At 66.9% G+C, this 14275-nt stretch carries 14 protein-coding genes; 12 read left to right on the top strand and 2 right to left on the bottom strand.

Annotated features, from left to right (window positions below):
* Window positions 1-37 precede the first annotated feature (37 nt).
* Entirely contained in the window at window positions 38-958 is a 921-nt protein-coding gene (locus tag ABLE93_RS13805; RefSeq protein ID WP_348840412.1) for a hypothetical protein, read from the bottom strand.
* 154 nt (window positions 959-1112) lie between these two features.
* On the bottom strand, window positions 1113-1610 hold the full coding sequence (locus ABLE93_RS13800) for a YciE/YciF ferroxidase family protein (protein ID WP_348840411.1): 498 nt from the start codon (window positions 1608-1610) through the stop codon (window positions 1113-1115).
* A gap of 426 nt (window positions 1611-2036) precedes the next feature.
* Between ABLE93_RS13800 and ABLE93_RS13795 the strand changes: the two genes are divergently transcribed.
* The 12 genes from ABLE93_RS13795 to glpD all read left to right on the top strand — a co-directional run bounded on the left by ABLE93_RS13795 (window position 2037) and on the right by glpD (window position 14252).
* Window positions 2037-2639 (top strand): TetR/AcrR family transcriptional regulator, encoded by a 603-nt coding sequence (locus ABLE93_RS13795; protein ID WP_348840410.1) that lies wholly within the window; start codon window positions 2037-2039, stop codon window positions 2637-2639.
* A gap of 67 nt (window positions 2640-2706) precedes the next feature.
* Window positions 2707-3204, top strand: a complete 498-nt coding sequence (locus ABLE93_RS13790) for a hypothetical protein (RefSeq protein ID WP_348840409.1) — start codon at window positions 2707-2709, stop codon at window positions 3202-3204.
* Window positions 3205-3448: 244 nt separating this feature from the next.
* Complete coding sequence (locus ABLE93_RS13785; RefSeq protein ID WP_348840408.1) at window positions 3449-4069, top strand: TetR/AcrR family transcriptional regulator; 621 nt, start codon at window positions 3449-3451, stop codon at window positions 4067-4069.
* Window positions 4070-4178: 109 nt separating this feature from the next.
* The gene (locus ABLE93_RS13780; RefSeq protein WP_348840407.1) at window positions 4179-5804 is read left to right on the top strand and encodes an ABC transporter substrate-binding protein; all 1626 of its coding nucleotides are present in this window, start codon (window positions 4179-4181) and stop codon (window positions 5802-5804) included.
* A 19-nt stretch (window positions 5805-5823) separates the two neighbouring features.
* Window positions 5824-6777, top strand: a complete 954-nt coding sequence (locus tag ABLE93_RS13775) for an ABC transporter permease (RefSeq protein WP_348840406.1) — start codon at window positions 5824-5826, stop codon at window positions 6775-6777.
* 1 nt (window position 6778) lies between these two features.
* Window positions 6779-7675: an ABC transporter permease gene (locus ABLE93_RS13770; protein WP_348840405.1), complete on the top strand. Its 897-nt coding sequence runs from the start codon at window positions 6779-6781 to the stop codon at window positions 7673-7675.
* Between the two features lie 9 nt (window positions 7676-7684).
* On the top strand, window positions 7685-8764 hold the full coding sequence (locus tag ABLE93_RS13765; RefSeq protein WP_348840404.1) for an ABC transporter ATP-binding protein: 1080 nt from the start codon (window positions 7685-7687) through the stop codon (window positions 8762-8764).
* Complete coding sequence (locus tag ABLE93_RS13760; protein ID WP_348840403.1) at window positions 8761-9777, top strand: ABC transporter ATP-binding protein; 1017 nt, start codon at window positions 8761-8763, stop codon at window positions 9775-9777. Before ABLE93_RS13765 ends, ABLE93_RS13760 begins: the two co-directional genes overlap by 4 nt.
* A gap of 97 nt (window positions 9778-9874) precedes the next feature.
* Window positions 9875-11074, top strand: coding sequence for a Zn-dependent hydrolase (locus ABLE93_RS13755; protein WP_348840402.1), 1200 nt, complete (start codon window positions 9875-9877; stop codon window positions 11072-11074).
* Between the two features lie 51 nt (window positions 11075-11125).
* On the top strand, window positions 11126-11599 hold the full coding sequence (locus ABLE93_RS13750) for a RidA family protein (RefSeq protein ID WP_348840401.1): 474 nt from the start codon (window positions 11126-11128) through the stop codon (window positions 11597-11599).
* Between the two features lie 147 nt (window positions 11600-11746).
* On the top strand, window positions 11747-12529 hold the full coding sequence (locus ABLE93_RS13745) for a DeoR/GlpR family DNA-binding transcription regulator (RefSeq protein WP_348840400.1): 783 nt from the start codon (window positions 11747-11749) through the stop codon (window positions 12527-12529).
* A gap of 169 nt (window positions 12530-12698) precedes the next feature.
* Window positions 12699-14252, top strand: coding sequence for a glycerol-3-phosphate dehydrogenase (glpD, locus tag ABLE93_RS13740; protein WP_348840399.1), 1554 nt, complete (start codon window positions 12699-12701; stop codon window positions 14250-14252).
* The last annotated feature ends 23 nt before the right edge of the window (window positions 14253-14275 follow it).

Raw genomic sequence — 14275 nt, 5'->3', positions numbered from 1 at the left:
CGGCCTCGCAGGGAGGCCGGCCGGCTTGTACGTCAGATCAACGGCGCTGGCTGAGATAGAGGGTTTCTTCCTCGTCCCGCTGGCGACCACCGAAGGCGGCCGCCACGCCGGCAATGAAGGCACCGATGACCAGCGACAGCGCGCCGAGCAGAGCGAAGGTTGCGCCCGCCTTGCGTGCCGTATCGGCCGCCTGCTTGGCCTTCTCCTTCGCCTTGTCCACCTGAGCGAGCACCTGGTCCACGCGGGCCGTCGCGTCCTGCTGGGACAGGCCGGTACGGGCCGCGACCAGCTGACCGAGGTAGGTCCGGTCACCGGGCGAGACTTCGCCAGCCGCCGCGCTCGCAACCAGGATGCGCGAGGCCTGAGCCGCAGCAGCCGCGTCGCCCTCAGCACCCGGAGCCGTCAGGCGGGCCGGATCCGTGGGGCGGAACAGAGCATCGACGAAATAGGACGTCGCGCCGCTGCTGTCGGAGCCTGCATTGGTGGAGGCACCCGCGGAGGCGCCCATGGCCGCGCCGGAAGCAACCGTCGAGGCAGCCTGAACGCCCGTCCCGATCGCCGATGACATCGCCGAGCCGAGCACGAAGACGATCAGCAGCGTCGCCAGGGCCCAGGCCATGAAGCCATGCGCCGTGTCGCGGAAGAAGGTCTCATCGGTGTGGATGCCAACCCACTTGGTCCGCAGACGGCCGGTGAGATAACCGCCGACGCCCGAGGCCAGCCACTGCACGATGACCAGCCACACGGCAGCCGAGACCGCAAACGTGGTCGCGGTCGCACCCTCATGACCCCAGGGGGACACGATGGTGAGGCCGAGGCCTGAGCCCAGCATCATGAGGATGAAGGTGAGGGTCGCCGCGGCAAGGGCGCCGGCAACGATTGCCCCCCAGCTGACGGCAGACGACGACGATTCGACGGAGGCGGCGGCGCCGCCTCCGACCGGATAGGTTGATGCCATCATCTCCCCCTATCGCATGAACAGCGCGAGAAGGATGATGATCGGAATCGGAACGCCCAGCAGCCACAGTAGAATGCCTCGGCCCATTTTGGCCTCCTGTTGAAAGTTTGCGATGCCAAGCGTGCGGCCACCGGAACGCCCGATGGCCGGAAGATCAGGCCGCCTTCGCCATCTCGTTGGCGGAAGCGTCGGCCAGAGCCGTGAGGGAGGTGTCCGTCATGGACTCTTCGGCGAGGGTCTGATCGAGCAGAGCGGCCGCCTCGGTCATGCCGAGAACTTCAGCCCAGCGCTTCAGCGTGCCGTAGCGCGCGATCTCATAATGCTCCACCGCCTGGGCGGCCGAGATGAGACCGGCGTCGATAGCGGGCGTACCCTTGAACTCCTCGATGATCTCCTCGCCTTCGGCGACGATGCCCTCGATGGCGTCGCAGGTCTTGCCCTGGGCGCGCTTGCCCATGAGCTCGAACACCTGCTGGAGGCGGTCGATCTGGCCTTCGGTCTCACCCTTGTGCTTCTCGAAGGCGGCCTTCAGGTCCGGCGAAGACGCGGCCCGCGCCATCTTCGGAAGGGCCTTCAGGATCTTCCGCTCGGCGTAATAGATGTCCTTGAGCGTGTCGTGGAAGAGGTCTTCCAGCGTCTTGTCTTTGGTCATTGGAGTTGTCCTTTGTCGCGCAACCATCCGCTGCCCGTGCGGCGGCGTTAAAGAGCACGACGAACAACCGAAAATGCAGAAAAAAGTTCCTCTGACACCCTGCACAAGTGCTGTTAAGGCCAAGCTGAAACTTCTGACCGCCAAGGCCAAGACGCCTTGTGCAGCGCACATCTGGCGCTCCAAAGTATTTACGATGAAGAAAGCGATTACCATAGGGAAGCAGGCGTTTTCCGGGCGTGCACCGGCCATCACGCAAGTCGAGCAATCACCCAAGCGAAGATCCGGCGCTCTCGTCCGGCCCAAGGCGTTCCTGCGGGGCATCGAGCGATCGCCCCCGACCAGCGCGGATGCCAGACGTTAGCAGGACGGACGCGACAAAAGACATCCGGAATTGACAGCCTATCTACTAGAAGGTAGACATCAAACATGACCGGCGGCTCCAGCACCTCGACCGACATCCTCGATTGCGCACGCGCCCTGATCATCGCGGGGGGATACAACGGTTTCAGCTATGCCAACATCGCCGAGGTGATCGGCATCCGCAAGGCCAGCATCCACCACCATTTTCCCACCAAGCTGGATCTGGTCTGCACTCTGGTGTCCCGCTATCGCGCCGAGGCGGCGAAGGGGCTCGCGACGCTGGAGCAGGCCATCCCCGACCCGCTGGAGCAGCTTCGTGCCTACAGCGGCTATTGGGAGGCCTGCATCGCCGATGCGCAGCGTCCCTTCTGTCTTTACGCGCTGCTGGCGACCCAGATTCCCGTGCTGCCCGAGCCGCTGGTGCTGGAGATCCGCGCCTATTTTCATGTGCTGTCGGGCTGGCTGACGCAGGTGCTTCAGCGCGGGGTCCAGCAGGGCATTTTCCACCTCGCCGGCGAAGCGAAGGCGGAAGCCGAGATCTTCATGGCATCGGTGCACGGCGCCATGCTGTCCGCGCGCGCCTACGGCGATCCCCGCGTCTTCGGCGCCATCGTCAATCCGATGATCCAGCGGCTCGCGTCGCCTCCCGCAGTTGGCGCGCGATCCTGAGATCGGGCGGCGCAGCATCCCCATTTCTCCGCGGCCGCCCGGCCGTGCCTCCATGAAGGAACACAGGATGTTTGGCATCTCACCCCTGGGCTGGGTCCATACGCTGGGGAGCCTCCCGGCCATTCCCTTCGCCATCTACATGTTCGCCCGCCACGGGCGGATCGTGCCGCGGTCGCTGCCGGGCGCCTTCTATTTCGTGGCCATGCTGATCGGCGCGCTCACCGTATTCCTCGTGGCGCACCAGCCGATCAGCAACGTGATCGGCGCCGCCACCCTGGTGCTGCTGCTGGTGGGCTTCGGCATCGGATGGCTGCCCTGGCTCGGACGCGCCGCGACCTATATCGAGACCATCTGCCTGAGCCTGACGGCCTTCCTGTTGATGGTCCCGACCGTGAGCGAGATCCTGCGCCGCGTGCCCGACGGCCATCCCATCGTGACCGATCCCAAGGCGCCGCTGCTGCTGGGCGCGCAGGCCACGCTGCTCGCCATGCTCATCATTGGCGTGACCGCGCAGGTCATCCATCTGCGCCGGCAAGGCCGGGCGCTCCGCGCGCAAAGCGCCTGAGAAACGTCCGTCGGTTTCGCCGCGTCGGACCAAGGCACCCTCGGCGTCGGCCGGTCGCGCATCGACCGGCCGACTCAGCCGGGCATGCGGTGAGCCCGAAGGTCTGTGGGCTGCCGCAATCAACCTAGCCAGCCGCATTTCCGGCCGAAGCCACGCCCTTTGATCGCGCACCGATGCTCGGGCACAAAGAGCCTTGCACCGCGCGTATAGATATGACACTCATAGTGCCATGAGTAGCTCTTCGGTGTCACAAAAGGCTCGGGTATCCCTGCGCGACGAGCAGGCGCGGGTGACGCGCGAGCGCATTCTTGAGGCGGTCGGCGCGATCTTCGAGCGGGAGCCGGACGCGGCCTTCTCGTTCGACGATCTGTCGAAGGAGGCCGGTGTCGGCCGGCGCACCATCTTCCGCCACTTCAAGGACAAGGACGAGCTCCTCGACGCCTTCCTGTCGCGCACCAACGAGCGGCTGGGCGTGCCCGTGTGGCCGACCTGCGAGGCCGACCTCGTCGATCTGCCGCCCGATCTGTTCGAGGCCCTGGAGAAGAACAGCGGCACGGTTCACGCCCTGAACGTGTCCGTCGCCGGCCGCGAGGTCCGCCTCAGGGACAACGCCGCCCGCCAAGCCGCCTTCCGCAAGAGCCTGAAGGCCGCCAGCAAGGGCCTGAGCCCGCAGGAGAAGGCCTATCTGGAAGCGGTGGTCCACCTGCTCTTCACCACCTCGGCGTGGCAGATCATGAAAGACCACTGGAACCTGCAGGGCCGCGATGCCGGCAAGGCTTCGGCCTGGGCCATCGGCATCCTGCTCGATGCCATAAAGAACAAGAAGACCAAACTCGAACTTCTGAAGAAATCCGACCCGGACTGATCCAGTCCCAACGGCGACGCACAAACATTTCCGCAAAGACGAAGCAATCGTCACGGACACCCGCGCCGTCAGCAGCAGTCAAAAAACATCCCCTTCCAGGAGACCGAACATGCGCGTAACCCGGCGCTCTGCCCTGAGGCTGTTGGCGAGTGGCTCGCTCGGAATTGGCGCTGCCGCGCACGGCGACATGAGCGCCTTCGCGCAGCCAAAGCCCAGCACCCTCCGCGTCGCCATGAGCGTCGGCGACATTCCCCTCACCACGGGCCAGCCGAGCCAGGGCGTCGAAGGCATCCGCTTCATGGGCATCACCGTCTATGGCGGGCTGACGCGGTGGGATCTCTCGAAGAGCGATGCCTCGGCGCGCATCATTCCCGAGCTTGCGGAGAGCTGGGACATCGACCCGCAGGACAAGCGCGTGTGGCGCTTCAAGCTGCGCCGGGGCGTCAAGTTCCACGACGGGTCCGAGTTCACCGCCGACGCCGTCGTCTGGAACTTCGACAAGCTCCTGAACAAGAGCGCGCAGCAGTTCGACCCGGCGCAGGCGAGCCAGGGCAGCCTTTACACGGGAAGTCTCGCGGCCTGGCGCAAGATCGACGACTATACGGTCGAGATCACCACGCGCGTGGTGGATTCCGTGCTCCCCTACGGCCTGGCCAACGTGTTCATGTCCAGCCCCGCCCAATGGGAGGCCGTCGGCAAAAGCTGGAGCAAGTTCGCCGAGCAGCCCTCCGGCACCGGGCCTTGGAAGCTCACCTCCTTCAAGCCGCGCGAGCGCGCGGAGCTGGTGCGCAACGAAACCTATTGGGACAAGGCGCGCGTGCCGAAATCCGAGCGTCTGGTGCTGCTGCCGATGCCGGACGCCAATGCGCGGGTCGCCGCGCTGCTCTCGGGACAGGTCGACTGGGTCGAGGCGCCGCCGCCCGACGCGATCCCGCGGCTGAAGCAGAGCCGGATGCAGATCTTGACCAACGTCTATCCGCACGTCTGGCCCTACATGCTGAGCTTCGAGGACGATTCGCCGTTCAAGGATGTCCGCATCCGCAAGGCGGTGAATCTCGCCATCGACCGCGAGGGCCTCGTCAAGCTGCTGGGCGGGCTGGCGGCGCCGGCGAAGGGCATGGTCAACCAGGGGCACCCCTGGTTCGGCAAGCCCACGTTCGACATCGTCTTCAATCCCGACGCGGCCCGTGCGCTCGTCAAGGAGGCCGGTTACAGCGAGGCAAAGCCCCTCAAGGTCAAGATCATCATCGCGCCCTCCGGCTCTGGGCAGATGCAGCCCATGCCGATGAACGAGTTCATCAAGGAGAACCTGCGCGACGTGGGAATCGACGCCGAGTTCGAGGTGATGGACTGGGAGGCCCTGCGCACCCGTCGCCGCCTGGGGGCCGGTGCGCCCGAGAACAAGGGCCGCGGCGGCATCAACAACAGCTGGGCCTTCTGGGACCCGGACATCGGTCTCATCGGCCCGTCCACCGAGTTCATGAAGGCCACCGGGTTCAACTGGGGCAACTACCGCAACCCCGAGGCGGAGCGTCTCGGCAAGGCGGCGAAGGAGGAATTCGATCCGGCGAAGCAGGATGCGCTTCTTTCCCGCCTCCACGAAGTCATCGTGAACGACGCCATGTGGATCTGGGTGGTGCACGACCTCAATCCGCGCGCCCTGGCACCGGGCGTCAAGGGCTTCGTCCAGGCGCAGAGCTGGTATCAGGACCTCACGCCGGTGACCGTCAACTAGAGCGAAGACGAGACCGCGCATGTTCATCTACACCTTGCGCCGTATCCTCTATACGGTTCCCATCGCCATCGGCGTCTCGATCGTCTGCTTCGCGCTCATCCACATCTCGCCGGGCGATCCGTTGTCCGCTGTCCTGCCCGAGGGCGCATCGCCGGAGATGATCGCCCAGGTCCGGCAGGCCTACGGCTTCGACCAGCCGCTCATCGTGCAATACCTGCGCTGGCTGGCGCTGGTGGTGCAGGGCGACTTCGGCATCTCCATCGTGAACCGCCGGCCGGTGCTGGATGAAGTGATGACCGCGGCGGCCAACACTTTGATCCTCGGTGGGGCCGCGGTTCTGCTGGGGTTCGCGGTGGGAACCGCCATGGGCATTCTGGCCGGCTACACCGCAGGCACCGGCAAGGACAAGGTGGTCACGGCGGCCGCCATCTCCGGCGTCTCGATCCCGCACTATTGGCTCGGTATCGTCCTCGTCATCGTCTTCGCGGTGAACCTCAACCTGCTTCCGGCCACGGGCATGGGCGGCAGCGGCACCGACGGCTTCCGTCTCGACTGGGAGGGCATCCGCCACATGATCCTTCCGGCGGTGACCCTCGCCGTCATCCCCGGCAGCATCATCGCCCGCTCGGTGCGCGGAACGGTGGCCGACGTGCGCAAACAGGAGTTCGTGCAGACGCTGACTGCCAAGGGCCTGCCGCCGGGACGTATCTTCGTGCACATCATGCGCAATGCGCTACCCTCCGTGCTGGCGATCATGGGGCTTCAGCTGGCGCAGCTGCTCGGCGGGTCGATCCTGGTCGAGACCGTATTCGCGTGGCCTGGCACCGGATTTCTTCTGAACAACGCGATCTTCAGCCGCGATCTTCCGGTGCTTCAGGGGACCATTCTCACGCTCGCGATGATCTTCGTCGCCGTCAATCTCATCATCGACATCGTCCAGGCGATGTTCGACCCTCGCATCAAGCGCGCCTGACATGAGCGACGTTGCAACCACCAAGGCGGACATCGCCATCGTCGGCCGCCGGCCGCCCTCACGCAGCTTCTGGAACAATGTGGGGCGCCGCATCGTGCGCGATCGCGTCACGATGATCTGCGCGGCGATCATCCTCGCCATCGTCCTCGCCGCGCTCTTCGCGCCCTATGTGGCGCCGGCGGATCCGTACCGCACCAGCATGGCGCGGCGCCTGCTTCCCGTCGGCGCGCCGGGCCACCTGCTCGGCACCGACGAGCTCGGACGCGACATCCTCTCGCGCCTCATCTACGGCGCCCGCCTGTCCCTGGTGATGGGCATGGCGCCGGTGGTGATCGCCACTCTGGTCGGGGGCCTCCTCGGTGTCGTCGCAGGCTATGCCGGCGGCTTCAAGAACATGGTCATCATGCGGGTGATCGACATCTTCTATGCCTTCCCGTCCGTTCTGCTCGCCGTGGCGATCGCGGGCGTGCTCGGAGCGGGAGTGGGGAACACCATCTTCTCGCTTGTGCTCGTCTTCGTGCCGTCGCTCGCGCGGGTGGCGGAAAGCATCACCATCCAGATCCGAAACCAGGACTATGTGGAAGCGGCGCTCGCCACGGGCGCATCGGACTGGAGCGTGGTGCGCCATCACATCATCCCCAACGTGACCGGCCCGATCATCTCCTACGCATCGAGCCTCATCAGCGTCTCCATCGTGCTGGCCTCGGGCCTGTCCTTCCTGGGCCTCGGCATCACCCCACCCGAGCCGGAATGGGGACTGATGCTGAACGCGCTGCGGCAGGCGATCTACGTGGCCCCGATGAATGCGGTCATTCCCGGACTGATGATCTTCGTGACGTCGATGTGCTTCAACCTCATGAGCGAGGGGCTGCGCGCCGCGATGGACGTGAAACAGTAGAGCCCGCCCATGCCCCTTCATTCCGACATGGCCACCGCGCACGGGCGGGACCTGCCGCGCCCTGCCAGCGAGGACGCCGGCCGAGCTGGCCGGCCCATTATCGCCGTCCGCGCGCTGCGCAAGCATTTTCCCATTGCAGGCGGCCTCCTCGGCCGGCCGCAGGCGTGGGTCCAGGCGGTGGACGGCATCGACTTCGCGGTGGCTCCCGGCGAGACGCTGAGCATCGTCGGGGAATCCGGTTGCGGCAAGTCCACCACCGCCCGCCTGCTCATGCATCTCATCGTCCCGGACAGCGGGCAGGTGGAGTTCGAGGGTGAGGTCATCGGCGAGCGCCAGGGCATCAGCGTGCGCGACGTGCGGCGCAGGATGCAGATGGTGTTCCAGGATTCCCATGCATCGCTCAATCCCCGCCTGACCATCGAAGATTCCATCGCCTTCGGGCAGCGGGCGGCCGGGGTGGCAGACGCCGCGGCGAAGGCGCAGGCCCGCCGCAGCCTCGACATGGTAGGACTGACGCCGTCCATGTTCGCGCAGCGCTATCCGCACGAGCTCTCGGGCGGGCAGCGCCAGCGGGTCAACATCGCCCGCGCCCTGGCGCTGGAGCCGCGCCTGCTCATCCTCGATGAATCCGTGTCGGCGCTGGACAAGTCGCTTGAGGCACAGATCCTCAATCTTCTGGAGGATCTGAAGACAAGCCTCAACCTGACCTACATCTTCATCTCGCACGACCTCTCCGTGGTCCAGTACATCAGCGACCGCGTTCTGGTCATGTATCTGGGTAAGATCGTCGAGATTGCCCCCGTGGCCGACATCTACGGCGCGCCAAGCCATCCCTATACGCAGGCGCTGCTCGCCTCGCGGCCGACGCAGAACCCCCGCCTGCGGCGCAGTGCGCCGCCTCTCACTGGCGATCCCCCGAACCCCATCTCGCCGCCCAGCGGCTGCCGGTTTCGCACCCGATGCCCGCTTGCCAAACGCATCTGCGCGGAGCGCGAGCCGTCCCTCGCGCCGGCGGTGAGCCACGGCGGCCATCTGGTGGCGTGCCATGCGCGCCATGGCGGCTCGAACTACGAGGCGAGCGCAGCGTGACGAGCGAACCGTCCCACTCCAAGAGCCCGGTCGTGCTGGTGGACGACCTGCGCGTCCGGTTCGTGTCCCGCGACCTCGACCTGCCGGTGGTCAGCGGCGTGTCCTTCGCCCTGCACCCGCACGAGACCCTGTGCCTCCTGGGCGAATCCGGATCCGGCAAGAGCGTCACCATGCGCGCCTTGATGCGACTGCTGCCGGAGACGGCCCACCTGTCGGGTCGCATCGTCGTCGACGGCCAGGACGTTCTCGCACTGGACGAACCCGGGTTGCGCGCCCTGCGGGGCAAGAGCGTGGCGATGATCTTCCAGGAGCCGATGACGGCGCTGGATCCCGTCTTCACCGTCGGACGGCAGATCGCCGAAACCGTGGTCTGCCACGAGGGCGTGTCCTACGGCGCGGCCGACCGGCGGGCACTGGAGCTGCTGGAGATGGTGCAGGTGCCCTCGGCCAAGCGCCGGCTGGCGGCCTATCCGCACGAACTGTCCGGCGGGCTGCGCCAGCGCATGATGATCGCCATGGCCCTCGCCTGCCGCCCCAAGGTGCTGCTCGCCGACGAGCCGACCACCGCCCTCGATGCCACGGTGCAGATCCAGATCCTGTTGCTGCTGCGCGAGCTTCAGAAGGAGCTGGGCATGGCCACCATCGTCGTCACCCACGATCTCGGCGTGGCCTGCGAGACCGCGGACCGGGTGGCGGTGATGTATGCCGGGCGCTTCGTCGAAACGGGGCCGGTCGAGGCGCTGATGGAGGCCCCGCGCCACCCCTATACGCTGGGCCTTCTGAACGCCACCGTGCACGGCCAGTCCCGCGGCGCGCGTCTGAAAACCATCGTCGGCGCCCCGCCCGACCTCGCCGCCCTTCCGCCTGGATGCAGCTTTGCGCCCCGCTGCGGCGATGCCTGGGACACCTGCACCGCCGAGACGCCGCACGCCCGCATGTCCGGCGGTCGGATGGTCCGGTGCCACAAATACAACGAGGCCGGCCTGGACCTGCTGTCGGCGACCGCCCCCTAGGCCCTCCAGCATCACGCACCCGCGCAAGTTCGAGCTCGGCCATCACCCCCCGAATGCGCACTCCGCTTGGTCCGGGGGCGCAATGGAAACGCACACGATGACACTTGATACCGAACGCTTTTTGCAGGACCTGGACACGCTGCGCCAGATCGGCAGGTTCAACGACACCGGCGTCCATCGGCCGACCTTCAGCGACGACGACATGGAGACGCGCCGCTGGCTCGCGCGCGAGATGGAGGCGGTGGGCCTGGAGGCGACGATCGACGGCATCGGTAATGTGCTTGGCCGCAACCCGGGGCCCGGCCCCTTCGTCCTCGTCGGCAGCCACCTGGAGACGCAGAACTACGCCGGCTGGCTCGACGGCGCGCTCGGTGTCGCGGCAGCCCTGGCGCTGGCGCGCGCCGGCATGGCCGTGGACGTCTGCGCCTATTGCGACGAAGAGGGCCATTTCGGCGATTTCATCGGCTCGCGCAGCCTCATCGGCGAGTTCGACGACAACGACATGGATGCTGCCCGCAACCGTCACGACGGGTCCCCCCTGCGCGATGCCCTGAGGCGGGTCGGGCTCGATGGCCTTCCGCGCCTGCGGCTCGATCAGGCGCGCTACAAGGGCGCCTTTGAAATGCACATCGAGCAGGGCACGCAGCTCGAGCGCGCCGGCGAGCGCATCGGCGTCGTCACCGGCATCGTCGGCATCCGCCAATGGAAGATCATCGTGGAGGGCAAGCAGGATCACACCGGCGGCACCACCATGGTGGAACGCAAGGATGCCGGCCTGTCCGCCGTGCGCGTCCTCGCGGCCATCGACACCGAATTTCCCCGCGTCTGCGGCCCGCGCAGCGTATGGACGACCGGCAAGATCGCGCTCGAGCCCAATTCCCCGCAGATCATTCCCGGGCGGGCGGAGCTCTATTTCTCGTTCCGCGATCTCGATCCCGACATCCTCGACGCCATGGAAAAATGCCTGCGCGCCATCTGCCAGGAGGCCAACCGGCGGGAACGCTGCACCGTCTCCCTTCAGGCCATCGGCCATTCCTTGCCGTCGCCCTGCGATTCCACCATGCAGGCGGCCCTGCGCGAGGCCGCGGACGAGCTTTGCCCCGGCAAGTGGCAATCCATGCCGAGCGGAGCCATTCACGACAGCCAGATCCTCGCCCGGGCGCTTCCCGTCGGGATGCTGTTCGTGCCGTCCATCGACGGCATCAGCCATCACTATCGCGAGGACACAGCGCCCGACGATCTGCGCCTCGGCCTGAAGGTGCTGGCGAGGGGCGTCGAGCTGCTTCTCGCGCGCTGATCCTCTGCGCGATCCCGCCGTGAGAACACCACCGCCCATCCGGAGGCCCCGATGAACGATATCGAAGCCAATCTTGCCCTGCTCGGGATCACCCTGCCCTCCGGTCCGGCTCCGGTGGCGAACTATGTCCCCTCGGTCATCACGGGCACGCTGCTCGTTGTTTCCGGCCAGATCTGCTTCGGCGCCGACGGCCGTCTGGCGGAGGCCCACAAGGGCAAGCTCGGCGCCGACGTCTCCGACGCAGACGGGCGCGAAGCGGCGCGCCTCTGCGCCATCAACATCCTGGCCCAGGCGAAGGCCGCGCTGGACGGCGACCTCGGCCGGATCAGGCGCTGCGTGCGGCTCGGCGGCTTCATCAACGCCGCCCCCACCTATGCCGGCCTCGCCGCGATCATGAACGGCGCCTCGGACCTGATGGTCGAAGTCTTCGGCGAGCGCGGCCGGCACGCCCGCTCCACGGTCGGCGTCGCCGAACTCCCCGCCGACGCGGCGGTGGAGGTAGAGGCGATGTTCGAGATCGGGTGACCGGTGTGCGCGACCGAGGTCTTCGTTAGCGCCAAGCCCCTCATCCGCCCCGCCGTCGGTGGAGCCGGCTTCCGGCACGTTCCCATTGATCGGGTGGGCGAGGGTTGCCATCGTGCAGCGACGAATGTCGTCGGCGGGGTGTCAGGCGTGCTTGCGTTGAACGATCGTCAGAACACCATCCTGTCCCTTGCCCGGGCCAGCGGCCACGTGGATGTGGAGGATCTTGCCGTCCGCTTCGGGGTGACGCCGCAGACCATCCGCCGGGACCTCAACACCCTGTGCAGCAGCAATCTGCTGGCGCGCACCCATGGCGGGGCCGTCGTGTCCTCGTCGGTTGAAAACCTGTCCTACGAGGCCCGGCGGCAGATTGCGGCCCCGGCCAAGCGCGCCATCGGCGCGGCGGCGGCCGCGCTCATCTCGGACAATTCCTCCCTCTTCATCACCATCGGCACGACGACGGAGGAAGTGGCGCGCGCCATCACCACGCATCGCGACCTTCTGGTGATCACCAACAACATCAATGTCGCCCTGAGGCTCTACCCTTTTCCCGAGATCCGCGTGATGGTCGCCGGCGGTCAGGTGCGCCACTCGGATGGGGCCGTGGTGGGGCCGGCGGCCGTCGACATGATCCGCCAGTTCAAGGTCGACACCGCCGTCATCGGCGCCTCCGCCATCGACGAGGACGGCTCGCTGCTGGACTTCGACCCGCTGGAGGTAACGGTCGCGCGGGCCATCATGGACAACGCCCGCCGCGTGATCCTGGTGAGCGACAAGAGCAAGGTCGGGCGCGTCGCGCCGGTCCGCCTCGGCCACCTCTCCCAGGTCGCCGCATTCGTCACCGACCATCTGGCATCCGATCGTTTGCGCGCCGTCTGCGCCGCCCATCGCGTCCGCCTCGTGGAAGCGCCACCGGAAAACGAAAATCGCTGATCCATTGATTTTGAAAGATATATCCCCCCAATAATGTTCGTCGTTTTCGATTGCGAACATCGCATCGTTCATTTTAGCCTGACCCCCGACCACGGATGCCCGGCTGGCTTAGGGCCGGCGCCGCACGGCGCAGACGACACGCGCGCATTGGGGCGCGGAGGCATGTTCAATGGAAGGACGCACGTCCACGCAGGGGTCGGCGGCTGAACACAGTCCGTTCGATATCGCCATCATCGGCGGCGGCGTGAACGGCTGCGGCATCGCGCGTGACGCGGCCGGCCGAGGCTATTCGGTCTATCTGTGCGAGCAGGGCGATCTCGCCGGCGCCACCTCCTCCGCCTCCACCAAGTTGTTGCATGGCGGCCTGCGCTATCTCGAATATTACGAGTTCCGCCTGGTCCGCGAAGCGTTGACCGAGCGCGAAGTAATATGGCGGATCGCACCCCACATCGTGCGTCCGTTGCGCTTCGTTCTGCCCTACCGCCGAGGCATGCGGCCGTGGTGGATGCTGCGCCTCGGGCTTTTCCTCTACGACCATCTGGGTGGGCGCAAGCTGCTGCCTGCCACCCGCGCCCTCGATCTGGGGCGCGATCCGGCCGGAGTCCCCCTCAAGGCCGAGCTGCGCACGCGCGGCTTCGAATATTCGGACTGCTGGGTGGATGATGCCCGGCTGGTGGTTCTCAATGCCTGCGACGCGCGGGCGCGCGGCGCCGTCATCGAGACGCGGGCGCGGGCGGTAGACATCGCGCGCGCGACGGATGGCTGGGCGCTGCGGATCGAGGACGCGCAAACGCGCCAGCGCAAGGAGGTGCGCGCCCGCGTCCTCATCAATGCTGCCGGGCCGTGGGCCGATCGCCTCGTCGGCGAAACGCTCCCGGCGCTCGCCGGGCGCCTGCGGCTGGTCCAGGGCTCCCACATCATCGTGCCGCGCCTGTTCGATCACGACCGCTGCTACATCTTCCAGAACCCCGACGGCCGGATCGTGTTCGCGATCCCGTATGAGGAAGATTTCACCCTCATCGGCACCACGGACCACGATTTCCACGGCGATCCCGGCGCGGCGAAGATCACCCCCGACGAGACCGAATATCTCTGCGCCGCCGCCAGCGAATACTTCTCGCGCTCCATCTCGCCCGCCGACGTGGTGTGGAGCTATTCCGGCGTGCGGGCGCTCTATGACGATGGCGCCAGCGCCGCCCAGGCGGCGACGCGGGACTATGTGCTGGAATTGAACGATGCCGGCGGCGCGCCCCTCCTGTCGGTGCTGGGCGGCAAGATCACCACCTATCGCCATCTCGCCCTCGACGCGCTGGACAAGCTCAGCCCCCATCTTGGCGCAGCGGCGGCGCGGGGCGCCGATTGGACCGGGACGGCGCCACTCCCCGGCGGGGATTTCGCACCCGGCGCTACGGCCGAGCTGGCGCGCGATCTCCAGCGCGGCCGATCCTGGATCCGCCCGGGCGACGCAGCCCGGCTGGCGCGGACCTACGGCACGCAGGCGGAGGAGGTTCTCGCGGCGGCGGACGCCGATCCCGGTGCCCGGCGGGTGTTCGCGGCGGGCCTGACCGTCGCCGAGGTGCGCCATCTGATGCGTGAAGAGTTTGCGCGCACCTCGGAAGATGTGCTCTGGCGCCGCACCAAGCTCGGCCTTCGTTTCGCGCCCGAGGACGTGGCGGCGCTCGAAGACTTCATGGCCAGCGAACGAAAGCGCGCCGCCGCCTGACGCCAATCAGGCCGAAGAACAAG

Source organism: Xanthobacter pollutisoli (genome assembly GCF_040044995.1).
Taxonomy (GTDB): Bacteria; Pseudomonadota; Alphaproteobacteria; order Rhizobiales; family Xanthobacteraceae; genus Xanthobacter.
The sequence above is the reverse complement of the archived record's forward strand: the minus strand, read 5'-3'. Positions and strand labels throughout refer to the sequence as shown.

What these genes read in the sequence shown, in the direction of transcription:
- ABLE93_RS13795 (WP_348840410.1), top strand. Translation starts at nt 2,037, where the DNA reads ATGACCGGCGGCTCCAGCACCTCGACCGACATCCTCGATTGCGCACGC.
- ABLE93_RS13750 (WP_348840401.1), top strand. Translation starts at nt 11,126, where the DNA reads ATGAACGATATCGAAGCCAATCTTGCCCTGCTCGGGATCACCCTGCCC.
- ABLE93_RS13770 (WP_348840405.1), top strand. Translation starts at nt 6,779, where the DNA reads ATGAGCGACGTTGCAACCACCAAGGCGGACATCGCCATCGTCGGCCGC.
- ABLE93_RS13780 (WP_348840407.1), top strand. Translation starts at nt 4,179, where the DNA reads ATGCGCGTAACCCGGCGCTCTGCCCTGAGGCTGTTGGCGAGTGGCTCG.
- ABLE93_RS13755 (WP_348840402.1), top strand. Translation starts at nt 9,875, where the DNA reads ATGACACTTGATACCGAACGCTTTTTGCAGGACCTGGACACGCTGCGC.
- glpD (WP_348840399.1), top strand. Translation starts at nt 12,699, where the DNA reads ATGGAAGGACGCACGTCCACGCAGGGGTCGGCGGCTGAACACAGTCCG.
- ABLE93_RS13765 (WP_348840404.1), top strand. Translation starts at nt 7,685, where the DNA reads ATGCCCCTTCATTCCGACATGGCCACCGCGCACGGGCGGGACCTGCCG.
- ABLE93_RS13775 (WP_348840406.1), top strand. Translation starts at nt 5,824, where the DNA reads ATGTTCATCTACACCTTGCGCCGTATCCTCTATACGGTTCCCATCGCC.
- ABLE93_RS13790 (WP_348840409.1), top strand. Translation starts at nt 2,707, where the DNA reads ATGTTTGGCATCTCACCCCTGGGCTGGGTCCATACGCTGGGGAGCCTC.
- ABLE93_RS13805 (WP_348840412.1), bottom strand. Translation starts at nt 958, where the DNA reads ATGGCATCAACCTATCCGGTCGGAGGCGGCGCCGCCGCCTCCGTCGAA.
- ABLE93_RS13800 (WP_348840411.1), bottom strand. Translation starts at nt 1,610, where the DNA reads ATGACCAAAGACAAGACGCTGGAAGACCTCTTCCACGACACGCTCAAG.